The following is a 23,578-nucleotide window of genomic DNA, read 5'->3' on the forward strand; positions in this document are numbered from 1 at the left end:
GCAATAAGACCGATACCCAGCACTACCGCTTTGCTTTAATAATAGACGATACCCAACACGAAGGAGAGGTCATGTCCCGCAACACTCTTAATACGCTTCAGGAATTCACTATTTCAGGCAAGAAGGCAAAGTTCTACTCGCTGCCGGCCCTGGAAAAGAGCCTGGGCGCCAAAATCTCCCGCCTGCCGGTATCGATCCGGGTAGTGCTGGAATCCGTCCTGCGTAATGTCGACGGCAAGAAAGTCACCGAAGAACACGTCAAGCAAGTCGCCAACTGGGGCGCCACCGCCGAGCGCACCGAAGAAATCCCGTTCATCGTGGCACGCGTGGTGCTGCAGGACTTCACCGGCGTGCCGCTGCTGGCCGACCTGGCCGCGATGCGCAACGTCGCCTACAAGATGGGCAAGAACGCCAAGAAGATCGAGCCGCTGGTGCCGGTCGACCTGGTGGTCGACCACTCGGTCACCATCGACCACTTCCGCGAACCCAATGCGCTGGACCTGAACATGAAACTGGAATTCTCGCGCAATAACGAGCGCTACCAGTTCATGAAATGGGGCATGCAAGCCTTCGACACCTTCGGCGTGGTGCCGCCGGGCTTCGGCATCGTCCACCAGGTCAACCTGGAATACCTGGCGCGCGGCGTCCACAAGGACGGCAACGGCGTCTACTACCCTGACTCGCTGGTCGGCACCGACTCGCACACCACCATGATCAACGGCATCGGCGTGGTCGGCTGGGGCGTGGGCGGCATCGAGGCGGAAGCCGGCATGCTGGGCCAGCCAGTCTACTTCCTGACCCCGGACGTGATCGGCGTTAACCTGACCGGCGTGCTGCGCGAAGGCTGCACCGCGACCGACCTGGTGCTGACCATCACCGAAATGCTGCGTAAAGCCAAAGTGGTCGGCAAATTCGTCGAATTCTTCGGCGAAGGCACCGAGACGCTGTCTGTCACCGACCGCGCCACCATCGGCAATATGGCACCGGAATACGGCGCCACCATGGGCTTCTTCCCGGTTGACGACGCCACCATCGAGTACTTCGAAGGCACCGGCCGCACCAAGGAAGAAATCGCCGCGTTCCAGGCTTACTTCAAAGCCCAGGGCATGTACGGCATTCCGAAAGCCGGCGACATCGACTACACCCGCGTGCTGGAACTGAACCTGACCGACGTCACGCCATCGCTGGCCGGTCCAAAACGTCCGCAAGACCGTATCGAAATCGGTAATGTGAAGGCCAACTTCACCGAACTGTTCTCGAAACCGACGTCGGAAAACGGCTTCAACAAAAAGCCGGAAGACCTGACCGCAACCTACACCACCACCAATGGCGTGAACGTGAAGAACGGCGACGTGCTGATCGCCGCCATCACCTCGTGCACCAACACCTCGAACCCGAGCGTGCTGCTGGCCGCCGGCCTGCTGGCCAAGAAAGCGGTGGAAGCCGGCCTGACCGTGGCGCCGCACATCAAATCGTCGCTGGCCCCTGGCTCGCGCGTGGTGACCGAGTACCTGACCGCCGCCGGCCTGCTGCCTTACCTGGACAAACTGGGCTTCGGCGTGACCGCCTACGGCTGCACCACCTGCATCGGCAACGCCGGCGACCTGACGCCTGAGTTGAACGCCGCCATCACCTCGAACGACATCGTCGCTTCGGCCGTGCTGTCCGGTAACCGTAACTTTGAAGCGCGGATTCACCCGAACATCCGCTCCAACTTCCTGGCCTCGCCACCGCTGGTGGTGGCCTACGCCATCGCCGGCAACATGACGGTCGATCTGATGACCCAGCCGGTTGGCAAGGGCACGGGCGGCAAGGACGTGTACCTGGGCGACATCTGGCCGACCTCGCAAGAGATCGCCAAGCTGATGAAGTTTGCGATGAACTCGAAAGTGTTCAAATCGAACTACGCCGACGTCAAGGGCAATCCGGGCAAGCTGTGGGAAAACGTGTCCTCCACCGAGGGCAACGTCTACAACTGGCCTGCCTCGACCTACATCGCCGAGCCGCCGTTCTTCGAAGGCTTCGAGATGACGCCGAAAGAGACCAATCCGAACATCAACGGCGCGCGCGCGCTGGGCGTGTTTGGCGACTCGATCACCACCGACCACATCTCGCCTGCCGGCTCGATCAAGGAAGATGGCCCGGCCGGTAAATGGCTGAAGGAAAACGGCGTGCTGAAGTCGGACTTCAACTCCTACGGCTCGCGTCGCGGCAACCACGAGATCATGATGCGCGGCACCTTCGCCAACGTGCGTATCAAGAACAAGATGATCCCGCCGAAAGCCGACGGTTCCGCAGTTGAAGGCGGCATCACCATTCACCAGCCATCGGGCGAGCAGCTGTCGATCTACGACGCGGCCATGAAGTATGTGGCGGCCGGCACCCCGACCATGGTGTTTGGCGGTGAAGAGTACGGCACCGGCTCGTCGCGCGACTGGGCAGCCAAAGGCACCCAGCTGCTGGGCGTGAAAGCCGTGATCGTGCGTTCGTTCGAACGCATCCACCGCTCCAACCTGGTCGGCATGGGCGTGCTGCCGCTGCAATTCATTGGCAACGACTCGGTGGAATCGCTGGGCATCACCGGCAAGGAAACCTATGACCTGAAGGGTCTGGACGGCGAGATCAAGCCACAGCAATTCGCCACCCTGGTGATCCACCGCGCCGACGGTTCGAGCCAGGAAGTCAAAGTGCTGCTGCGCATCGACACCCCGATCGAAGTGGACTACTACAAGCATGGCGGCATCCTGCCATTCGTGCTGCGTCAGCTGCTGGCCGCCTGACCAGCGCTGCTCACGTGACGAAAGCCGGGCTTGCCCGGCTTTTTTTATGCACGTTTGCCAGATGATCTACAATAGGGCTCACAAGGGTTATCATTGGCATGACTGATCCGTTTTATTCACTTTTAATGAGACTCTTCAAGCAATGCGTCGACCATCTAAAGCTTCATCCCATAAATTGTCTGCCGAGAGCCAGCGCCTCGCCACCTATGCCCAAGCGATTGGACAGGCGGCCAGCCGTATCGAAGAGCGGGCCTGGGAACATACTCTCGATGCGCAGCTCCAGAAACTCCTGAAGACCGGTCACCAGGACACCATCGACGCCACCCTCAACGCGCTGTTCAAGGAAGACCTGAACGCCTACGACGTGCTGATGGACGGCGTGGAAGCGGTCAGCGAATCGAGCAGCTTCAGCATCGAAACCGCCGACGGCGTCAGCAAGTCGTTCGACGTGCTGCTGGTGGCCGCGCCTATCCTGGCATGGACCCGCTTTGCGATCGCGTCCGGCGCGATTCCGGCCGATATCCTGCAAACCCTGACCGCACACTTCTCGGCCCACCTGCTGGCCGACGGCACGCAAGTGGCGATGTCGCCGACGCTGTTCTCGATCGACCAGCTGCCGCGCAGCCATGTCGAAACGTACGGCAAAGTACATAAGCTGGCGCAGGCCGCCGTCAAAGGCACGGTGCTGAAGGCTGACACCAAGGTGCCGGAAACCGCCCCCTTCCTGGCCGACACGCGCTATCTGCTGGTGGCCGTGGTGGCGCCGACCGGTGCGCCGCTGTTCCGCTGGCAGATGCCTGAGCATCAGGCCAACTTTGCCGCCGAGCGCGCGACCGCGGTGGAACAATGGCGTCTGCAGGCCACGCCAACCGTCAACCGTTTGCTGCCGGGTTGCGGCGTCGAGCTGCTGCTGCCGGAAGCCTATTACATGGCTTGCCGCGAGGCGGACAAGCAGATCCGCCCGGTGTCGATCCGCGCCGCCGTGCACTATCTGACGCACACGCTGGGCGTGGAAGCGGCCGATCTGCGCGCGGTGATCGCCGGCTTTGGCGAGGAAAGCGCCGATGGCCAGGTGGATGAATACCGGGTCGCCTTCACCCAGCGCTCGTCGTCGGACGTGATCTATGGCGTGGTGTGGCCGCTGTACGGACAGGAAGATGAAGAAGGCACGCCGGCCGAAGGCATGGCCCCGGCGGCGGCGCTGCAGAAACCGGTGACGCCGGTGGAAGAAATCATCGCGCACCTGAGCGAGGCTGGCGTCACCCAGATCAAGAAGCACAGCGAGCGTTACGTGGTCGAGTTCTGCGACGACTGCGGCGCGCCGCTGTTTGCCGATCCGGTAGGTGAACTGGCCCACGCCGAAATGCCCGAAGACGCGCCAACCGGCACCGAGCACTTCCACTAAGCAGTAAAGCAAAAGCCCCTTACGGGGCTTTTCTTATTTCGGCGGCGTCAGATAAATGATGATGGGCTGCAGCGCCTGCTGTGGCAACTGTGCCTGCTGAGCCGCCGGTGCCTGCACCACAACAGGCGCGACCGGCTGCTGCACCTTGGTCGCGTTGTTACCGGCAAAGTATAGCCCGCCAAAACCAAGGAACATACCGATCATCGAGGCCACCATCCAGCGATAGCCTTCGGCCGACATTTTGTGCATTTCCGCACGCAAAACCTCGATGTCGGCCTTCGTCGCTAACGTCGGCACGATTGCGTCGTAGTGCGCCTTCAGCGCGGTGAATTCCTTATCGTCCATTCATCCAGCTTAGGACAGAACGACGCGCTTACCAAGTGGAGAACGGCTTTTTAATCAGGTTCGAATTGAGATAGCGCAGATCGCTGGTGACTTCCTCGCCCACCCAGTCCGGCTTGTCGAACTGCTGGCCTTCCGACCGCAACTCAATCTCCGCCACCACCAGGCCGGCATTCACGCCGAGGAACTCATCCACTTCCCACACATTGCCGGCGAACTCAATGCGGCGGCGATACTTCTCGATCAACGGCTGCTCGCACAAACCGTCCAGCAGCTCAACCGCATCGGCGACAGGAATCTCATACTCCCACTCGCCGCGCGTGGCGCCCTTGTTGGCGCCCTTGATCGTGATCACCGCGCGCTCACCCTCGATCCGCACGCGCACCACCCGCTCCTTGTTGGACGACAGATAGCCCTGCTTGAAGAACACCGGCTCTCCAAGCTGCATCCAGCCATCGCCCGACAGCAGGAACTTGCGTTCGATCTCGACGCCCACGATCAGTAATCGTCCAGCGACAACAGGATAGGCTGCAGAATCGACGCGCCCAGCGCAGCACTACGCGCGCCATTCCAGCCGACGTGAGGGTCCGGCAGATCGGCGTTATCCTTGAACGGCATCTCCAGCGTCAGCGCCAGGCAACCGAAGTGATGGCCGACGTACTTCGAGGCCAGCGTCAGCATGTCTTCCTTGTACTTGCTGGCGGCGTAGCCCACCTTGTCCTGGAAGTCCGGCGACGCGTTCTTGTAGCGATCGATGAACGCCTGCTGCTTGACGCGACGCTCATCGCTGAAGTTCTCCAGCATCTCGTTACCGGCCACGAAGTTGTACGGCAGCGCCTCATCGCCGTGAATATCGAAGAACATGTCGATGCCGGTTTCGTGCATCTTCTGCTTCACGTACAGCACTTCCGGGCTGCGCTCGACCGATGGCGTCATCCATTCGCGATTCAGGTTGGCGCCGGCCGCGTTGGTGCGCAGGTTGCCGCGCACCGAGCCATCCGGATTCATGTTCGGCACGATGTAGAACACGCAGCGCTGCAGCAGCTTGCGCGCGATCGGGTTGGCATCGTCCAGCAGCGAATCGATCAGACCTTCGATGAACCACTCGGCCATCGACTCGCCCGGGTGCTGACGCGCGATGAACCAGATTTTCTTTTCCGCTTCCGGCTTGCCGATCACCACCAGGTTCATGTCGCGGCCATCCACCGTCGAACCCAGATCCTGCACGCGCGCCAGCGGATGCTCGCCCACCTCGCCCAGCAGGCGCAGATGACGCTCGAACGAATACGGCTCGAAGTAAGCGTAGTAAATGCTGTCGGTATCCGGCGTATGGTTGATCGTCAACACCGCGCCATCGAACTTGGTCGGCACGCGGAACCAGTTTTCGGTGTCGTAGCTGGCCACCGCCTGATAGTCCTCGTAGCCCTTGGCGTAAGTCGCCTGGCCGGCGTTCAGGAAGCGCATGGTCAGCTTCTCGCCGCGCGCGCCCTGCACGCGGAAGTGGAACCACTGATGGATGTCCGCGTGCGAATCCTTGCGCAGATTCAGTTCAATGCTGGCTGCACTGTCGGCGCGCAGCACTTCAATGGCGCCGGAGTCGAAGTTCTGGCTGATTTTGATGGTCATGTTGATCCAATACTAAGTGAGTCTGATGACCATTATTTTACCAGCATGCTCCCCTCGCGTTTATAGCGCGCGTGCCAGGACAGCGCTTGCTCCAGCACATGCGGCGTCTGGCCACCGCCCAGCTTCGCTTCCTCGAAATAAGCGCGCAGCTGCGGCCGATAATCCGGATGGGCGCAGTGCTCGATAATCAGCGGCGCGCGTTCGCGTGGCGCCAGCCCGCGCAAATCGGCCAGTCCCCACTCGGTCACCAGCACATCGACATCATGCTCGGTATGGTCGACGTGGGCGGCGAACGGCACCACGCTCGAAATCGCGCCGTCCTTGGCCACCGACTTGCTGACGAAAATAGACAGCTGCCCATTGCGCGCAAAGTCGCCCGAGCCGCCGATACCGTTCATCATGTGAGTACCGCCGACGTGGGTCGAGTTGACGTTACCGTAGATGTCGAATTCCAGCGCCGTATTCAGCGCGATGATGCCGAGCCGGCGCACAATCTCCGGATGGTTGCTGATCTCCTGCGGCCGCAGCACGACGCGCTCGCGGTACTGCTCGATGTTGGCGATGAACTTCTCGTGCATGGCCGCCGACAGCGTGATCGACGAAGCCGAGGCCATTTTCAGCTGGCCCGAGTCCAGCAGCTCGATCGCACTGTCCTGCAGCACTTCCGAATACATGGTCATGTCGCGGAATGGCGAATCGATCAGGCCATGCAGCACCGCGTTGGCGATGGTGCCGATGCCGGCCTGCAGCGGCCGCAGCGTCGGGTCCATGCGCCCTGCTTTCACCTCGGCGTCGAGGAAGCGGATCACGTGGCGCGCGATGGCGTCGGTTTCCTCATCGGGCGGCAGCGCGTTGGATGGGCTGTCCGGACTATCGGTGATGACGATGGCGGCAATGCGCTCCGGCTGCACGCGGATCGCGGTCGCGCCGATACGCTGCCATGGCGTCAGCAGCGGAATCGCCTCGCGATGCGGACGCTCGCCCGGTACGTAGATATCGTGGAAGCCTTCCAGCGCCAGCGGCGCGCTCAGATTGATCTCAACGATCACCTGCTTCGCCTGCTGCACGAAGTTGGCCGTGTTCCCGACCGACATGGTGGGGATGATGCTGCCATCGGCCGTAATCGCCACCGCCTCAATGACCGCGATGTCCACCGCTTTCAGGTCGCCGGAACGCAGCTGCTCGGCGGTTTCGGACAAGTGCTGGTCGATGAACATCACCTCACCGGTATTGATCTTGCGGCGCAGCGCGGCGTCGGCCTGGAACGGCATGCGGCGCGCCACCACGCCGGCGTTGGCCATCAGGCCATCGCTGTCGTTGCCGAGCGAGGCGCCGGTCAGCAGCGTCAGATGCAGCGGCGCCTGACGCGCGCGCTCCACCAGTGCCATCGGCAGTGCCTTGGCGTCGCCGGCGCGGGTAAAGCCGCTCATGCCAACGGTCATGCCGTCCTTGAACAGCAGCGCGGCGTCGGCGGCGCTGGTCAGTTTGTTCATCAGCGCCGGGCGGCGGATACGGTCTTCATACATGGTCGTTCTCCTCATTCTTTTGTTTCAGTATAGAATCAGAAAAACTGTCGATTTATGACTTAAATTCTCACTTTCCATTCGTTTTACTCATGGACCTGCGCTCGCTCCGCTACTTCGTCGAAACCGTCCGCCTGAACAGCTTTACGCAGGCGGCGGAATCGCTGCACGTCACGCAATCGACCATCAGCAAGATGGTCAAACAACTGGAAGAGGAAGTCGGCGCACAACTGCTGCTGCGCGAAGGCCGCCAGCTGCGCCTGACCGACACCGGCAACGTGGTCTACGCGCGCGGCGTGGAGATGCTGGCCACCATGCGCCAGCTGGCGGTGGAAGTGCGCGATACGCAGGCGCTGGAACGCGGCAGCCTCACGGTCGGCATTCCGCCGATGATCAACCTGCTGTTCACGCCCGTGCTAAAAGCCTTCCGCCAGCGCCATCCCAACATCACGCTAACGCTGCAGGAAGACGCCGGCCAGGCGATCGAACGCCAGGTGGCGCAAGGCGATCTGGAAATCGGCCTGACGGTGCTGCCGGCCGATCCCGCACTGGGACTGCAAGCGGCGCCGATCGCCAGCTATCCGGTGTGGGCGCTAGCGGCGCGCGGCACCTTCCAAAAGAACCGCACCAGCATCAAACTGAAAGCGCTGGCCAACACGCCGCTGGTGCTGCTGAAAGACGATTTCGCCATGACGCGCGCGCTGCGCACCGCCTTCGCGGCGGCCGGCTTCGAACCGCAGATCGCCGCGCAAAGCGGCCAGTGGGACTGGCTGGTGGCGATGGCCTCCGCCGGCATGGGCGTGGCGCTGCTGCCCGAGCCCTTCATTCACCGCCTGGCGATCGGCCACTTGGACGCGGTCAAGCTGGTGGACCCGGAACTGCCATGGCAACCGGCCCACGTCTGGCGTGGCACTTACTTGTCGCACGCCGCCCGCGCGTGGCTGGAAGTGTGCGACGAAGTGCTCAGTGCTCGGGCAGCTCGTGGATAGCGATGCCTTCGATCGGATCGATCGGCTGCTCCCACGGTTTTAGCGCGATGAAGCGCTGCGCGTCGTCGTAGCCGGCCTGCCAGCGGGCGCGGATGCCGGCGGCGCTGAAGTCGATGTCCTTGGTGTGGTCTTCGTTGCCGATGCGCGGCAGGCGCAGCGACACCACGTGCATGTCGGTGCCGCAGCCCCACGAAGCCAGTTCGCGCACCTCGGGCTGCGCCGCCTGTTCCGGCGTCAGATGATGCGTCAGTTCGCGGATCACGTGACGCAGCCGGTGCAGCTTGCGCTGCTGTTCGATATTGCTGGCGCGGCTGGCGTACTGGATTTCCTTGTGCTTATCCAGCACATCGAGCACGCTTTCCGGCTCGCTGCCGTCCGGATTCCACACCTGCACCGAGAAGATCACCGAACTGCGGCGCGGCTCATCGTCCAGCACCGCTTCAATCGGCGTGTTGGAGTAGATGCCGCCATCCCAATACGGCTCGCCGTCGATGCGCACCGCCGGGAAGGCCGGCGGCAACGCGCCGGACGCCATCACATGCTCCAGGCACAGTGGCTCGCGGCGCGTGTCGAAATAACGCATCGCGCCGGTGCGCGCATTGACCGCGCCGACCGTGAGGCGCAGGTGTTTGCCATTCAGGTAGTCCAGATCGACCAGCTGTTCCAGGGTGCTGTGCAGTGGCGCGGTCTGGTAGAAGGAGGCATGCTCGGCGCCGACGCGCGCATCGGGATTCCACCACGACGCCAGATTCGGTTCGAAGAACGCCGGGATGCCCTGCCCCACCGTAATCGCGTTGGCGATCGCGCGCGGCATGGTGCTGAAGCCGAAGGAGTTGCGCTCCATGCGATGCCAGAACTCGCGCAGCTTGTCGAGCCGCTGCGGCGGCGGATTGCCCGCGATGATGGCGCCGTTGATGGCGCCGATCGAGGTGCCGATCACCCAGTCCGGCTCAATGCCGGCTTCGTGCATGGCTTGATAAACGCCCAACTGGTAAGCGCCCAAAGCGCCGCCACCCTGCAGGACCAGAACGATCTGGCCCGGCAAGGCGGAGGATGGTGGACAAGTAGGTTTGCGGCTCAAGTCGGACCTCCACGGTGCACTGCAACATCACGATTGTAGTGCAGTTCGGGGCGGTCCGCAGTGGCCTTTAGTCTACGTTGACACCTTTTGCCTTAAGCGCCTTGCGCACGCCGGCGCCGTAGGCAGGATCGGCTTGGTCGAAGTGCGCCAGTTGGCGTTCGATGATCTCGCCGCTAACCTGGCTCAGAGGAGCAGCCAGATTGGCGAACAGGTTTTGCTGCTCATCCGCCGGCATCAGGCGGAACAGATTGCCGGCCTGGGTGTAATCATCCTCCTTGCCACGGCCATCGTAGCGACCGGCCGCGCCGTCCAGCGCCAGCGGCGGTTCACCGTGGCCCATGCCGTGCGGATTGCTGCCCGCGCCCTGTACCGGATCGTAGTTGACCGAGGCGCCGCCATTGGCGATCGCCATCGCACCGTCGCGCTGCTGATTGTGGAACGGGCAGCGCGGCGCGTTCACCGGCAGATGCTGGTGGTTGGTGCCAACGCGGTACAGCTGTGCGTCGTGATAAGCAAACAGGCGCGCCTGCAGCATCTTGTCCGGCGAGTAGCCCAGGCCCGGCACCACGTTCGATGGCGACAACGCCGCCTGCTCCACTTCGGCGTGATAGTTGATCGGATTGCGGTTCAGTTCCAGCACGCCGACCTGCAGCAGCGGGAAGTCCGCGTGCGGCCACACCTTGGTCAGATCGAACGGATTCCAGCCGGTGCGCGCCTCCCATGCGGCCAGTTGCGCGTCGGTGGCCACCTGCACCTTGACGTCCCAACGCGGGAAATCGCCGCGTGCAATCGCGTTGAACAGATCGCGCTGTGCGTAATCCGGATCGGTGCCGGCGATGCGGGTCGCCTCTTCGGCCGACAGGTTCTTGACGCCCTGCTGGGTCAGGAAATGCCATTTGACGTAGACACGTTCACCGGCGTCGTTAATCAGGCTGTAGGTATGGCTGCCGAAACCATGCATGTGGCGGTAGCCGTCCGGCGTGCCACGGCTGGAGAACAGCGTGGTCACCTGGTGCAGGCTTTCCGGCGTGCGGCTCCAGAAATCGAACATCGCGGTCGGCGACTTCAGATTGGTCTGCGGGTCGCGCTTCTGAGTGTGAATGAAGTCCGGGAACTTGATGCCATCCTTGAGGAAGAACACCGGCGTGTTGTTACCGACCAGATCCCAGTTGCCTTCCTCAGTGTAGAAGCGCACCGCGAAGCCGCGTGGATCGCGCTCGGTATCGGCACTGCCCTTCTCGCCGCCCACGGTGGAGAAGCGCAGGAAGCTCTCGGTCTGCTTGCCGACTTCAGCGAACAGTTTCGCCTTGGTGTATTGAGTGATGTCGTGGGTGACGGTGAAAGTGCCGTAAGCGCCCGAACCCTTGGCGTGCACCACGCGCTCGGGAATCCGCTCGCGGTTGAAGTGCTGGAGTTTTTCGATCAGGTGGAAGTCTTGCAGCAGTACCGGGCCACGTGGGCCGGCGGTCAGCGAATTCTGGTTGTCGGCGACTGGAATGCCGGAGGCGGTAGTGATCTTCATGGCTATGGCTCCTCGTTGTTTGATAGCGTTGAGCTATTCTAAACAACGAGTACCATAAAGAAAAACTATATATATCTATGGAATCGATAGATATAATCTAAACGATCAAGCTTCCTTGATACGCTTGGCGATGTGCGCCAGCGCGTCCTCTACCTGGTCGATCAGGATCAGGCACAAGTCGCCGTCCTGCAGGCGCGCCAGCGCCGTATCGATGGCTTTGAACTCGCCATAGATTTCCTCGACGTGGCTGGTGCGCGGCGCGCCGTTCAAGCCGGAGCGCAGCAGCGCCACCACTTCGCCGTCGACGCGGCCACGCTGGCAAGCGTCTTCGTACAGCAGCACGTCGTCAAACGCGCGGCCGAGGATTTCGGTTTGCTGCGTGATGTCCTGGTCGCGGCGATCGCCGGCGCCCGAGATCACCACCACGCGGCGCTTGGCCGGCATGGTCTCCACCGCCTTCACCAGCGCCAGGATGGCGTCCGGATTGTGGCCGTAGTCGGCGATCAGCGTCGCGCCCTTGTAATCGAACACGTTGAAGCGGCCCGGCGCATTGTCGGAATCGTTGGCGAAAGTTTTCAGGCCGAGACGGATCGCGTCCCAGCTGATGCCCACGCCCCACGCCGCCGCCACCGACGCCATCACGTTCTCCACCTGGAAGCCGATGGTGCCGTTGCGGGTGATCGGCACCGCCGACAGTGGAATGGTGTGCTGCACACGGCCTTCGGCCGCCACGATGTGGCCATCTTCGACGAACACGGTGCGCGCGCCTTGCGCCAGGTGAGTGGCGATCACCGGATGCGTGCGGTCGGCGCCAAAGAAGATCACCTTGCCGCGACAATTGGCGGCCATGCCGGCGACGATAGGATCGACACCGTTCAGCACCGCGAAGCCCTGCTCCGACACGTTCTGCACGATCACGCGCTTCAGTACCGCCAGATCTTCCACCGTGGTGATGTAGTTCAGGCCCAGGTGGTCGCCCATGCCGATGTTGGTCACCACGGCGACCTGGCAGCGGTCGAAGGCCAGGCCTTCGCGCAGGATGCCGCCACGAGCGGTTTCAAACACCGCCGCGTCCACGTCCGGATGCAGCAGCACGTTGCGCGCGCTGCGCGGGCCGGAGCAGTCGCCGCTGTCGGTCTGACGGCCTTCGATGTAGACGCCGTCGGTATTGGTCATGCCGGTGCGCAGGCCGCTGGCGGTCAGCAGGTGCGCGATCAGGCGCACGGTGGTGGTCTTGCCGTTGGTGCCGGTCACCGCCACCACCGGGATACGGCCATTCTCACCGGCCGGGAACATGGTGTTGACGATGGCCTCGCCCACCGCGCGGCCTTTGCCGAACGATGGCGCGATGTGCATGCGCAGGCCGGGCGCGGCGTTCACTTCCACCACGCCGCCGCGTTGATTTTCAATCGGTTCCAGCAGGTTGTCGCACACCACGTCGACGCCGCACAGATCGAGGCCGATCATTTGCGCCGCTTCCACCGCGCGCGCCGCCACTTCCGGATGCACGTCGTCGGTGACGTCGGTGGCGGTGCCGCCGGTCGACAGGTTGGCGTTGTTGCGCAGGATGACGCGCTGGCCATCGCCAGGCACCGAATCGGCTTCCAGCCCTTGCAGCGCCAGTCGCGCCAGCGCGATGTCGTCGAAGCGGATCTTGGTCAGCGAGGTGGCGTGGCCGGAGCCACGGCGCGGATCTGCGTTGACGATGTTGACCAGCTCACGCACGGTGTGCACGCCGTCGCCGATCACCAGCGGCGGATCGCGGCGCGCCGCCGCCACCAGCTTGGTGCCAATCACCAGCAGACGATAGTCGTGGCCCGGCAGATAGCGCTCGACCATGACGTCGTCGCGGAATTCCTTGGCGGTGCGGAACGCGGCCTTCAGATGCTCTTCGGTCATGATGTTGACCGTGACACCCTTGCCCTGATTGCCGTCCTTCGGCTTGACCACCACCGGCAGGCCGATTTCCTGCGCGGCTTTCCACGCATCGTCCTCGTCCTCCACCGAGCGGCCGATAGGCACCGGCACGCCGGCCGCGTGCAGCAGCTTCTTGGTCAGTTCCTTGTCCTGGGCGATGGCTTCGCCGATGGCGCCGGTGCTGTCCATTTCGGCGGCCTGGATGCGGCGCTGCTTCGAGCCCCAGCCAAACATCACCATCGAGCCTTCGGTCAGGCGGCGATATGGAATGTCGCGCGCCACGGCGGCGCTGACGATGGCGCCGGTGCTCGGGCCAAGACGCACGTCTTCATCCAGATCGCGCAGTTCGTTCAGCGCGGCGGCCAGATCGAACGGCGTGTCTTTCAGCGCGGCGTTGATCAGTTCCTCGGCCAGCGCCACGGCGCGGCGGCCCACCGCTTCTTCGGTGTACTCAACCACGGTCTGGTAGATGCCGTTTTCCAGCGTGGCGTTGGTGCGGCTGAAGGTGACCGGGCAGCCGGCCTGCGCCTGCAGGCTCAGGGCCGCCACTTCCAGCACGCGGGCCAGTGCCACCGCGTCCGAGTTACCGGTGGGGTGCAAGGCGCCGATGGCGGGGAAGCGCGCGTGCAGGCGCTGCTCGAAACCGGCCAGCGTGGCGATCGATTGTTCTTCCGGCGGGCACGAGACGATGGCTTCCACCGCGGTGTGATGGCTCCACAGATTCGGGCCGCGAAGGGCGCGGGTGCGTATAACTTCCATGATTCTTCTTATACTTTCAGTGATGTGTATCAGTGATGACTGCGCTGCGGCGACGCTTCAAAGGTGCGCAAGCCGGCGCCGATCAGGTCCGGCGTCAGGCCCAGCGCCCAGCCGGCGGCAATCGCGGCCAGCACCGCTTCCGGCGGCACCAGTGGCGACAGCGGCAGGCTGCATACCTCGCTGTCGCCTTCGGCCAGCACGATGCGGTCGGTGCGCTGGAACACCACGCGCTTGCCGGCCTGGCGATGTGCCGCCACTGCCTCCAGTTGCTCGTCCACGCCGTAGAAAATCACTTCGCCGTCGCACAGGTCGGCCATGTCCACCACCTGCGGATCGGCGGCGTTCAACACCGCCACGCCGCTTGGCAGCACCACGTCGACCTGGGTGCGCAGCACGTTGTACAACTTGTTCTCGCTATTGATGTAGAACTCGGCCAGCTCTTCGAAACCACTGACGTCGGTGACCACACCGACCGCGCATTTGTCGTAGGCCAGGCCGTCGCGCAGGATCATGCCGGCGCTGGATTCGAACACCGCCGCTTCCACGCTCTTGTTCAGCAGCAGACGCTCGCCGGTTTCCCAGTCGCCCAGGCCATCGCGCGGCAGCTCGCGGCCATTGACGAACAGGCCGTCGGCGCAGCTCACGCCCGTCTTCTTGCCGCTGATTTGCAGCAGCCAGGCGATCAGGCGCGACGCCATGGTGGTGCCGTGACGGCCGGTGACGCCGACCACTGGCATGCGACCGGAGGCATCGCCAAACAGGTGTTCGACAATCGCTTCACCGACGTTGCGCGGTTCACCCACGGCCGGCTTCAGGTGCGCCAGCAAACCAGGGCTGGCGTTGACTTCGATGATGGCGCCGCCGGTTTCTTCCAGCGGACGGGTGATGTCCGAGGTCACCAGGTCGATGCCGGCGATGTCCAGGCCGACCACGCGCGCCGCCAGCGTCGCCATCGCGGCCACTTGCGGGTGCACTTTGTCGGTGACGTCCACCGCTACGTTGCCGTTCGGCTGGATCAGCACTTTGACGCCGTCTTCCGGCACCGAGTCGTGGGTCAGGCCCTGGCGCTGCAATTCCAGCACGATCTCGCCCGATTCACGCGGCGTGACGCGGCCCAGCGGGAATTCTTCCGTGTCGCCACGGCGCGGATCGGTGTTGATCTGGCTATCGCACAGCTGCAGCACGGTGGATTTGCCGTCACCGGTCACCCACAGCGATTCGCCGGCGGCGGCGGCCACCACTTTGCGGCCCACCACCAGCAGGCGGTGCTCGTCGCCGACGATGAAGCGTTCGACGATCACGCTGCTGCTGTCGCCTTCCTGCGCCGCCAGCGCATAGGCGGCGGCGATGTCGGCTTCGTTGCTCAGGTTGAGCGAGACGCCACGGCCATGGTTGCCGTCATACGGTTTCAGTACCACCGGCAGGCCGATGTCCTGCGCGGCTTCCCAGGCTTCGGCGGCGCTGGTGACCAACTGGCCTTCCGGCACCGGCACGCCGCACGACGAGATCAGCGTCTTGGTCAGATCCTTGTCGCTGGCGATGCCTTCGGCGATGGCCGAGGTGTGTTCGGTTTCGGCGGTCCAGATGCGGCGCTGCGCGGCGCCGTGGCCCAGCTGCACCAGATTGCCGTCGGTGAGGCGGATGTGCGGGATCTTGCGGACGCCGGCGGCATCCACGATATTGGCCGTGCTCGGGCCCAGGCACAGGCTTTCGACCATGTCGGTCAGCTTGGCTACCGTGGCATCGAGATCATACGGCTGCTCATCGATCATGGCCATCAGCAGGTCGCGGCCGGCGGCCAGCGCGGCGCGGCCGACTTCTTCCTGGCGGGTGCGGAACGCCATTTTATACAGGCCGCTGTCCGGATGAATTTCGCGGGTCTTGCCGAAACCGGTTTTCATGCCGGCCAGGTTTTGCAGCTCCAGCACCACGTGTTCCAGAATGTGGCCGGCATAAGTGCCGTCGCGCAGACGTTCGAGGAAACCGCCGTGCTCGCCCACGCCGCAGCGGTGCACGATCAGGCCCGGCAGGATCGTCGTCAGGCGCTCGTACAAACCGGGCAGCAAATTCGAGGGGAAGCTCTCCAGCTCGCCGATATCCAGCCACGCCTCGATTACCGGGCGATAGGTCCAGATGTTGGGGCCGCGCAAATAGCTGACGCGGAGAACTTCAATGTCTTTCTTCTTGGTCATGTAATAAATCTTATTTCTTTGTTATCGGCTGGAGTACGCTCATTTCAGCCCGCGCCGTATTGTAAACCCTGTACCCTTGCCCTGCTGCTGTGCGGTATACTTGCCGCTACAGCAAAACATCCGGTTTTATTGTTCTCTGTCAAATGTTTAATGATTGACAGAATACCGTAAATAAGCCGTTACATCAGCCCTTTTCCCCTCCGGAGTACGCCATACGATGACGACCGAACAACTTTCCACTGTATCCAGCCCAGGCGATCTACCCGAACGCTGGCGTTCCGAGATACAGGCACAACTTTCCCAAGGGGAAAACGTCGTAAGTGCCCTGGAGGTTGACTTGGATCAGCAACTTCGTTTCGCCAAGGGCATGGTGGTGGTCACCCAGGGCCGCGTTCTGGCGCGCGCGCCGGGTGCCGCCGGCTGGGAATCCTGGCCATTTACGCCGGATTTGACGCTGAAACACCACGATCACGCCGGCGTCGGCCATCTGGAACTGATCAACGCGCAGGGCCGCCTGGCCGCCTGGCGCTTCACGCTGGGCCAGAATCTGACGGCAATCCGCCTGATCGAACAATTCGACGCCCACCTCGACAGCCACGCCACCGGCCAGCCGGTGGTACAGGAAGAAAAAAATATCTGTCCTAGCTGCAAGGCGCCGCTGGAGCCGGATCAGGAAGAATGCCCGGTCTGTACCAAGGTGGTGTACACGCCGCCGTCGACCTGGACCCTGTTCCGCCTGTGGCGCTTCGCCAAACCGTATAAATTCCAGCTGGGGCTGGGCTTTGCGCTGATGCTGCTGTCCACCGGCGCCCACATGATTCCGCCCTATCTGACCATCCCGCTGATGGACAATGTGCTGATTCCTTATCAGAACGGCAAGGACGTCGATCCGTCGCTGGTGGTGCTGTACATGTCCGGCCTGGTGGGTGCGGCGGTGATGGCCTGGATTTTCGGCTGGGGCAAGACTTATGTGCTGGCGCTGGCGTCGGAGCGCATCGGCGCCGACCTGCGCACCACCACCTATGAGCATTTGCTGCGACTGTCGCTGGAATACTTCGGCGGCAAGCGTACCGGCGACCTGATGTCGCGTATCGGCTCCGAGAGCGACCGTATCTGCGTGTTCCTGTCGCTGCACCTGCTGGACTTCCTGTCCGACTGCCTGATGATCATCATGACCGGCGTGATTCTGTTCTCGATCGATCCGTGGCTGGCCATCTTCACGCTGCTGCCGCTGCCGTTCATCGCCTGGATGATCCACCTGGTGCGCGACCGCCTGCGCACCGGCTTCGAAAAGATCGACCGGGTGTGGGGCGAAGTGACCAACGTGCTGGCCGATACCATTCCTGGCATCCGCGTGGTGAAGGCGTTTGCGCAGGAGGCGCGTGAAGCCAGCCGCTTCCGCGTCGCCAACAAGCATAATCTGGCGGTCAACGATAAGCTGAACAAGGTGTGGTCGCTGTTCTCGCCTACCGTGTCGTTCCTGACCGAGCTGGGATTGCTGGTGATCTGGGTGTTCGGTATCTATCAGGTCTCCAAAGGCCATATCACGGTGGGTATTCTGTCGTCGTTCATTGCGTATTCGAGCCGCTTCTACGGCCGCCTGGATTCGATGAGCCGCATCGTGTCGGTGACGCAGAAATCGGCGTCGGCCGCCAAGCGTATCTTTGACATTCTGGATCACGTGTCGTCGGTGCCGGAGCCGGTCAAGCCGGTCAAGCTGGATAAAATCGAGGGCAATATCACGTTGCGCGAAGTCGGCTTCCGTTACGGGAACCGCGCCGTCAACCGTGGCATCGACCTTGAGATCAAGGCGGGCCAGATGGTCGGTCTGGTCGGCCATTCGGGTTCCGGCAAATCGACGCTGGTCAATCTGATCTGCCGCTTCTACGACGTGGCTGAAGGCGCGATCATGCTGGACGGCGTCGACATCCGCTCGTTTGCGGTGTCGGACTATCGCCGCAACATCGGCCTGGTGCTGCAGGAGCCGTTCCTGTTCTTCGGCACCATCGCCGAGAATCTGGCTTACGGCAAGCCTGATGCGACGCGCGAAGAGATCATCGCCGCCGCGCGCGCCGCGCACGCGCACGAATTCATTCTGCGTCTGCCGCAGGGTTACGACTCGATGGTAGGCGAGCGTGGCCAGGGACTGTCCGGCGGCGAGCGTCAGCGCATCTCGATCGCGCGCGCGCTGCTGATCGATCCGAAGATCCTGATCCTGGACGAAGCCACCGCCTCGGTGGACTCGGAGACCGAGAAGGAAATCCAAAAGGCGCTGGACAATCTGGTGCAAGGCCGTACCACCATCGCCATCGCGCACCGCCTGTCGACGCTGCAAAAGGCCGACCGGCTGGTGGTGCTGGATCGCGGCGTGGTGGTGGAAGATGGCCATCATGATGAACTGATGGCGCAGCAAGGCGCTTACTACCGCCTGTATCAGGCACAGGCCCGCAATGCGGAACTGAACGACGGCGGCAAGGAATAACGATGACGACTCAATTTGAACTGACCCGCAATCCCTTCGGCCACCTGGTGCTGACCACCAGCGAGGGCGTGGTGCACGCAGGCGTGTCGGCGGTGCGCGCGTTTCCGGTGCAGGCGCCGGAGGATGGCATCTCGCTGCTCAACAGCGATGGCAAGGAGGTGGCGTGGATCGACCGTATCAGCGATCTGCCGGCGGCCATTGGCGCGCTGGTGCAGGAGGAGCTGAGCGGGCGTGAATTCATGCCGGAGATTGCGCGCATCAATAGCGTGACCAGCTACGCCACGCCGTGCACCTGGTCGGTGGCCACCGATCGCGGCGACACCGAATTCGTGCTGCGCGGCGAAGAAGACATCCGCCGGCTGACGGTGGACACGTTGCTGATCTCGGACATCCACGGCATCCACTACCTGGTCCGCGACATCCGCGAGCTGGACAAGCACAGCAAGAAAATCATCGACCGCTTCCTGTAAGCCCCGCCTCCCGCCATCGGCCACCACGCCGATGGCGCTGCCTTTCCGAACCGCACGGCGCGTTTCTACCGCCGTATTCAAACCGCCCTCACCTTCATGAGCTTGCTGGCTGGCAGCAGCGCAGTGGCGACGCTGGCGGCGCAACTACCAGTCCAGTCCGCATGGCTATTGGCGACGTTTGCCGTATTCGGCTGCATCAATCTCGCGCTTCGGCCCGCCGAGCGCATTGCCTCCAACGAAGCCGACGTGCGCAAGTACGGCGCGCTGATCGCCAAATTGAATACGCTGGATGCGCCAGCGCTGCAACAACTACTCGACGAAGCGCGCCTGTCCGACACCGCCGAAGTCGAACCGCTACGCGCGGTGGCCTACAACGACGTGGTACAGGAAATCGATGAACCGGATGCCGCCATCCCCCTCAGCCCCATGCAAAAGCTGATCGGCGCGCTGGCTTGATTTATAGCCGCGCGCGCAGCGCATCGATGAAGGCGTCGGGCTTGTCGAGGCTGAGGTAGATGTGGGTGATCGGCCGCATGCCACCATCGCGCAGACGGATCTCCACATTCAAACTACCCATCTGACGGAAGCGCAAGATGCCGCGCCGGCGGCGAACATTGTCAGCGCAGCGAACCACCGATTCAATCACGTCATACGCGATCACCCGGTCGCGCGACAGCACGCCATTCCGTATCAACAGCGCATCACGATCCAGCGACACCGGCCGCCATTGGCTGGCACGATACTCCGCCACCAGATACAGCATGCCCCACAAAGTCAGGATATCGGCCACCCAGCTCACCCACTGCTTGGCCGACATCAGATGCAGCATCAAATGCGACAGCGGCATCTCGAACAGCATCAGCATGATGATCGCGAACTGGTTGGACACATTGCCGTGATTTTTGTCATAGCTGAAGTGCTGCTCGCCGCAAAACCGCAACCGCTCACCCTTGCGCATGAACAGACCGTAGTACCAGATGCGCATCTCGAACAAGGCAAACGGCGCAAAACCACCGCGACCAAAGCGACTGTGAATCGCAGTTTCCAGCGCCTCATCGACATTACCGCTCAAGCGCAGCAACGCCTTCACGCGACGCACGACCAACACCAGCAGATAAATCTCCAGCGCGCTCTCGGCCAGCACGATCGGCAGCCAAAGACTCTCGATGCCGCGCCACAGATGCTTGCTCTCTTCGGGAATCAGCAAACGCCCGGCCAGCAGACCGGCGGCAACCATGCCCGCCCACGCCGCAAGAAACTGCCGGAGCGACGGCCGGAACATGAAGTAGTACAGCATGGGAACCGACACCAGCACATCGCCAAGCAACGGCCACTCAGCCATGTTGCGACCATACTCATTCGCGACGAACGGAACACGGAAGTAAAAATAATGCGCCATCAAGATCAATGAAACGATCAACGCAAACCAGTACTTCCTGCTCATACCGCCACTCATGACGACTCCTGGGAAGGGATAACCCGACAAGTATATCCCTCCTGCGCAAAGCCTGCTATTTGAAGGCTTTAACCAAGGCGTCGAACTTCACCTTCAGCGATTCATCGTGATGCGACACCGGCGGCACCTCGCGCCGCACATCGAGCAGTTGATACACCGCCATCTGCGCCGCGCGCACAGAATACTCCACGGTGAACACCACATCCTCCGGCACCTCGACAAACTGGCTAACGAAAGCCAGGTTGCGCGATCCCTCGGGCACCGGCAATGGACGATCACTGTAATGGCGCGGCATGAACATGCTGGTGATGTAGGGCATACGGCATGGGATGCAATTCGCCGTCGCCATCACCTCGTCGTAATCGAAGTTCAGGTGGCCACACAATTCGCGCAGAATCTCTTCGCCGCTGCACTCCGCCATCGGCTTGGCGACGAAGTCACCAATGCGGTCAGGATGCAGCGCATAGCCCCAGAACACCTGCACGCCCTCCGGCTGACCGGCGAAGTGCGGCTGATGCGCCAGCACCACCGACAGCAGCCAGTTCGAATCCTTGAAGGTCACCAGCCCGCCGGTGCCGGCCTGATTGCCGGTGAAGCGCTCCATGCTATCAAAGAACACCGGATCCTTGAGCGTGACCGTGAACGACTCCCACCACGATTCCGGTATGCTGGTGTTGAACGCCGCCGGATTGCCGAACTGCGGCCGCCCCGCCGCCAGCTTCTCCCACAAGACCCAACCCTGGCTGTCACGCTTGGTCAGCTTGGGCGGCGCCTCGCGCATGCTGCCAAAGCTGGACGCATCGGTCATCGAACCATTCTGGAAGAACACCAGATCCTGCGGCTGTACCTCAATCACGCCACCCGAGTGATGAATGGCGGTGACCGTGGTGAGGCCATCCTGCTCCGACAACAGAATATCGTCGACGCGGCACTCGCGTATCAGCCGCACGCCCTGATTCTGCAGCCAGTGTATCAACGGCCGCACCAGCGAATCGTACTGGTTATAGACCGTGCGCTTGACGCCGGCCAGCGTCTCGATGCGCGAAAACTCCATCATGAAGCGATGCAGATAGCGCTTGAACTCCACCGCGCTATGCCACGGCTGGAAGGCAAAAGTGGTGGCCCACATGTACCAGAACTTGGTCTCGAAGAACGACGGCGACAGCCAATCGGTGATGGCGCTATTGCCCAGCGTCGCCTCATCCGCCTCGGCCAATTTCACCAGCTCCAGCCGGTCCTCCATGCTGAAGCCCATCGAACTCACATCGACGCGGAAGCGGTTGCGGTCCACCAGCCGCGCCTTCGAATGCGATTTGTGTAGCTCATTGAAAGCGATGGTTTCGTCATACACCGTGCGGCCCGGATGCTCCAGCGACGGAATGCTCTTGAACAGATCCCAGGTGCACTCATAGTTGTCGGTGGTGAGCATGCGGCCACCGCGCAGCGTATAGCCACGTTCCGGATCACCGCCGCCATCGAGACTGCCGCCGGCCAGCGGCAACGCCTCAAAGATCGTAATGTCACCGCCCGCCACGCCGGCATCGCGGATCATGAATGCCGCTGCCGCCAGAGAACCAATACCGCCACCTATCAGATATGCCTTCATGCTCACGCTCCTTGGTTGAAATATTCAACCGATTCTAGGAGCCGGCCGAAAGCCAGGTCTGTGCGGTAGATCAAATAAATAAAAAAGCTCCCCGAGGGGAGCTTCTAAAAATCCGCTCTACAGAACTTACTTTTCGGTGTACATATTCGCGTACTTCAGACCGAAGTACAGGATGAACAGATAGCACGCGGCCGGCACCAGGAACGACAGCTGCAGGCTGATATGATCCGCCAGCAGACCTTGCGCGAACGGCACCAGCGCGCCACCCACAATCGCCATGCACAGCAGGCCCGAACCCTGGCCAGTCAGTGGTCCCAGCTTGTTCAGCGCCATCGAGAAGATGGTCGGGAACATGATGGAGTTGAACAGGCCCACCGCCAGAATCGCCCACATCGCCAGATAGCCGCCGCTGAAGATCGCCAGCAGCACCAGCGCGATCACCGCCGTCGCATTGAAGGCCAGCGCCTTGCCGGGACTGACTTTGCGCATCACCACGAAGCCGATGAAGCGCCCGACCATCGCACCGCCCCAGTAGTAGCTGACGTAATGCGCGGCATCCTCCGCCGCAAGGCCCGCCACATGCGGATCACCCAGGAAGTTGATCAGGAAGCTGCCGATCGACACCTCGCCGCCGACGTACAGGAAAATCGCTACTACGCCCAGCGCCAGGTGACGGTGCTTCAGCACTTCGGCATAACCGCCCTGCGCATTGCCCTGCTCCGCGTCGACGATTTTCGGCAGACGCGCCAGCGCAAACAGAATCGCCAGCACCAGCAGCGCGCCGGCCAGCACCAGATACGGCCCCTGCACGCTGGCCGCCTGGGTCGCGTGATACGCCGCCAGCTGCTCCACTGACAGTTTCGCCAGATCGGCCGAGCTCAGAACGCCACCGGCCAGTATCAGCATGCCGCCCAGCGTCGGCGCCACCGTGGTGCCCAGCGAGTTGAATGCCTGCGTCAGCGTCAGCCGGCTGGACGCGGTGCGTGGATCACCCAACACCGCCACATACGGATTGGCCGCCACCTGCAGAATGGTGATGCCGCCCGCCAGCACGAAGAAAGCAAACAGGAACAGCGAATAGCCGCTGGTCGCCGCCGGATAAAACAGCGCGCAACCGATCGCCGCGATCATCAGGCCGGCCACCGCGCCGTTCTGATAGCCGATGCGCTTGATCAGCATCCCGGCCGGCAGCGACACGATGAAGTAAGCCCCGAAGAAGCAGAACTGCACCAGCATCGCCTGCACATAGGTCAGCGTGTACACCGCCTTCAAGTGCGGGATCAGCACGTCGTTCATCGACGTCAGCAAACCCCACATGAAGAACAGGATGGTGACGATGACCAGCGGCCCGGTATTCCCGCCCGCCGCCTGCGACTGTCCCGGCAGCGCCGTGGCAGTTTGCGAATAGTGTTCCATGCTTTTACTTTC

The 23,578-nt window shown here is 62.4% G+C and carries 17 protein-coding genes; 6 read left to right on the forward strand and 11 right to left on the reverse strand.

What is annotated here, in order from left to right; genetic code table 11:
- The first annotated feature begins 71 nt into the window (after window positions 1-71).
- Entirely contained in the window at window positions 72-2,780 is a 2,709-nt protein-coding gene (gene acnA, locus GJ699_RS04250; RefSeq protein WP_154373437.1) for an aconitate hydratase AcnA, read from the forward strand.
- 142 nt (window positions 2,781-2,922) lie between these two features.
- Window positions 2,923-4,185 carry a DUF2863 family protein gene (locus tag GJ699_RS04255; RefSeq protein ID WP_154373439.1) on the forward strand — a complete coding sequence of 421 codons (1,263 nt, stop codon included), beginning with the start codon at window positions 2,923-2,925 and terminating at the stop codon, window positions 4,183-4,185.
- Between the two features lie 33 nt (window positions 4,186-4,218).
- Here GJ699_RS04255 and GJ699_RS04260 read toward each other — a convergent pair whose 3' ends face one another.
- From GJ699_RS04260 to scpC, 4 genes are read right to left on the reverse strand one after another with little or no spacing between them, the layout of a single operon-like run.
- On the reverse strand, window positions 4,219-4,530 hold the full coding sequence (locus GJ699_RS04260) for a hypothetical protein (protein WP_154373441.1): 312 nt from the start codon (window positions 4,528-4,530) through the stop codon (window positions 4,219-4,221).
- Between the two features lie 28 nt (window positions 4,531-4,558).
- Window positions 4,559-5,023, reverse strand: a complete 465-nt coding sequence (locus tag GJ699_RS04265; RefSeq protein WP_371867453.1) for a CYTH domain-containing protein — start codon at window positions 5,021-5,023, stop codon at window positions 4,559-4,561.
- A gap of 2 nt (window positions 5,024-5,025) precedes the next feature.
- Window positions 5,026-6,153 (reverse strand): M14 family metallopeptidase, encoded by a 1,128-nt coding sequence (locus tag GJ699_RS04270; protein WP_154373443.1) that lies wholly within the window; start codon window positions 6,151-6,153, stop codon window positions 5,026-5,028.
- A 32-nt stretch (window positions 6,154-6,185) separates the two neighbouring features.
- Window positions 6,186-7,679, reverse strand: a complete 1,494-nt coding sequence (gene scpC / locus GJ699_RS04275; protein WP_154373445.1) for a succinyl-CoA:acetate CoA-transferase ScpC — start codon at window positions 7,677-7,679, stop codon at window positions 6,186-6,188.
- Between the two features lie 89 nt (window positions 7,680-7,768).
- Between scpC and GJ699_RS04280 the strand changes: the two genes are divergently transcribed.
- Window positions 7,769-8,665 carry a LysR family transcriptional regulator gene (locus tag GJ699_RS04280; RefSeq protein WP_154373446.1) on the forward strand — a complete coding sequence of 299 codons (897 nt, stop codon included), beginning with the start codon at window positions 7,769-7,771 and terminating at the stop codon, window positions 8,663-8,665.
- On the opposite strand, the gene GJ699_RS04285 is transcribed toward GJ699_RS04280, so the two are convergent.
- The 4 genes from GJ699_RS04285 to GJ699_RS04300 form a co-directional block, all read right to left on the reverse strand.
- Window positions 8,640-9,746, reverse strand: coding sequence for a patatin-like phospholipase family protein (locus GJ699_RS04285; RefSeq protein ID WP_229261940.1), 1,107 nt, complete (start codon window positions 9,744-9,746; stop codon window positions 8,640-8,642). The two genes, GJ699_RS04280 and GJ699_RS04285, sit on opposite strands and share 26 nt — an antisense overlap.
- Before the next feature lie 67 nt (window positions 9,747-9,813).
- Complete coding sequence (locus tag GJ699_RS04290; protein WP_154373447.1) at window positions 9,814-11,268, reverse strand: catalase; 1,455 nt, start codon at window positions 11,266-11,268, stop codon at window positions 9,814-9,816.
- 105 nt (window positions 11,269-11,373) lie between these two features.
- Window positions 11,374-13,944, reverse strand: a complete 2,571-nt coding sequence (cphA, locus tag GJ699_RS04295) for a cyanophycin synthetase (protein ID WP_154373449.1) — start codon at window positions 13,942-13,944, stop codon at window positions 11,374-11,376.
- A gap of 29 nt (window positions 13,945-13,973) precedes the next feature.
- Entirely contained in the window at window positions 13,974-16,136 is a 2,163-nt protein-coding gene (locus GJ699_RS04300; RefSeq protein ID WP_154373451.1) for a cyanophycin synthetase, read from the reverse strand.
- 217 nt (window positions 16,137-16,353) lie between these two features.
- On the opposite strand from GJ699_RS04300, the gene GJ699_RS04305 reads away from it, so the two are divergent.
- The 3 genes from GJ699_RS04305 to GJ699_RS04315 all read left to right on the forward strand — a co-directional run bounded on the left by GJ699_RS04305 (window position 16,354) and on the right by GJ699_RS04315 (window position 19,544).
- Entirely contained in the window at window positions 16,354-18,618 is a 2,265-nt protein-coding gene (locus tag GJ699_RS04305) for a cyanophycin metabolism-associated ABC transporter (RefSeq protein ID WP_154373453.1), read from the forward strand.
- A 2-nt stretch (window positions 18,619-18,620) separates the two neighbouring features.
- Complete coding sequence (locus GJ699_RS04310) at window positions 18,621-19,088, forward strand: cyanophycin metabolism-associated DUF1854 family protein (protein WP_154373455.1); 468 nt, start codon at window positions 18,621-18,623, stop codon at window positions 19,086-19,088.
- Between the two features lie 96 nt (window positions 19,089-19,184).
- Complete coding sequence (locus GJ699_RS04315; protein ID WP_154373457.1) at window positions 19,185-19,544, forward strand: hypothetical protein; 360 nt, start codon at window positions 19,185-19,187, stop codon at window positions 19,542-19,544.
- Window position 19,545: 1 nt separating this feature from the next.
- Here GJ699_RS04315 and GJ699_RS04320 read toward each other — a convergent pair whose 3' ends face one another.
- From GJ699_RS04320 to GJ699_RS04330, 3 genes are all read right to left on the reverse strand, one after another.
- Window positions 19,546-20,574 (reverse strand): hypothetical protein, encoded by a 1,029-nt coding sequence (locus GJ699_RS04320; RefSeq protein WP_229261941.1) that lies wholly within the window; start codon window positions 20,572-20,574, stop codon window positions 19,546-19,548.
- 25 nt (window positions 20,575-20,599) lie between these two features.
- Window positions 20,600-22,150, reverse strand: a complete 1,551-nt coding sequence (locus tag GJ699_RS04325) for an oleate hydratase (protein WP_154373459.1) — start codon at window positions 22,148-22,150, stop codon at window positions 20,600-20,602.
- A 126-nt stretch (window positions 22,151-22,276) separates the two neighbouring features.
- Window positions 22,277-23,566 (reverse strand): sugar MFS transporter, encoded by a 1,290-nt coding sequence (locus GJ699_RS04330; RefSeq protein WP_154373461.1) that lies wholly within the window; start codon window positions 23,564-23,566, stop codon window positions 22,277-22,279.
- Window positions 23,567-23,578: the final 12 nt, after the last annotated feature.

Source organism: Duganella guangzhouensis (assembly GCF_009674535.1).
GTDB classification, from domain to species: Bacteria; Pseudomonadota; Gammaproteobacteria; order Burkholderiales; family Burkholderiaceae_D; genus Rugamonas; species Rugamonas guangzhouensis.

Bases quoted from the DNA above. Each gene is read 5' to 3' on its own strand.
- GJ699_RS04330 (WP_154373461.1), bottom strand. From the start codon at position 23,566: ATGGAACACTATTCGCAAACTGCCACGGCGCTGCCGGGACAGTCGCAG.
- acnA (WP_154373437.1), top strand. From the start codon at position 72: ATGTCCCGCAACACTCTTAATACGCTTCAGGAATTCACTATTTCAGGC.
- GJ699_RS04280 (WP_154373446.1), top strand. From the start codon at position 7,769: ATGGACCTGCGCTCGCTCCGCTACTTCGTCGAAACCGTCCGCCTGAAC.
- scpC (WP_154373445.1), bottom strand. From the start codon at position 7,679: ATGTATGAAGACCGTATCCGCCGCCCGGCGCTGATGAACAAACTGACC.
- cphA (WP_154373449.1), bottom strand. From the start codon at position 13,944: ATGGAAGTTATACGCACCCGCGCCCTTCGCGGCCCGAATCTGTGGAGC.
- GJ699_RS04290 (WP_154373447.1), bottom strand. From the start codon at position 11,268: ATGAAGATCACTACCGCCTCCGGCATTCCAGTCGCCGACAACCAGAAT.
- GJ699_RS04270 (WP_154373443.1), bottom strand. From the start codon at position 6,153: ATGACCATCAAAATCAGCCAGAACTTCGACTCCGGCGCCATTGAAGTG.
- GJ699_RS04255 (WP_154373439.1), top strand. From the start codon at position 2,923: ATGCGTCGACCATCTAAAGCTTCATCCCATAAATTGTCTGCCGAGAGC.
- GJ699_RS04315 (WP_154373457.1), top strand. From the start codon at position 19,185: ATGAGCTTGCTGGCTGGCAGCAGCGCAGTGGCGACGCTGGCGGCGCAA.
- GJ699_RS04310 (WP_154373455.1), top strand. From the start codon at position 18,621: ATGACGACTCAATTTGAACTGACCCGCAATCCCTTCGGCCACCTGGTG.
- GJ699_RS04300 (WP_154373451.1), bottom strand. From the start codon at position 16,136: ATGACCAAGAAGAAAGACATTGAAGTTCTCCGCGTCAGCTATTTGCGC.
- GJ699_RS04305 (WP_154373453.1), top strand. From the start codon at position 16,354: ATGACGACCGAACAACTTTCCACTGTATCCAGCCCAGGCGATCTACCC.
- GJ699_RS04260 (WP_154373441.1), bottom strand. From the start codon at position 4,530: ATGGACGATAAGGAATTCACCGCGCTGAAGGCGCACTACGACGCAATC.
- GJ699_RS04325 (WP_154373459.1), bottom strand. From the start codon at position 22,150: ATGAAGGCATATCTGATAGGTGGCGGTATTGGTTCTCTGGCGGCAGCG.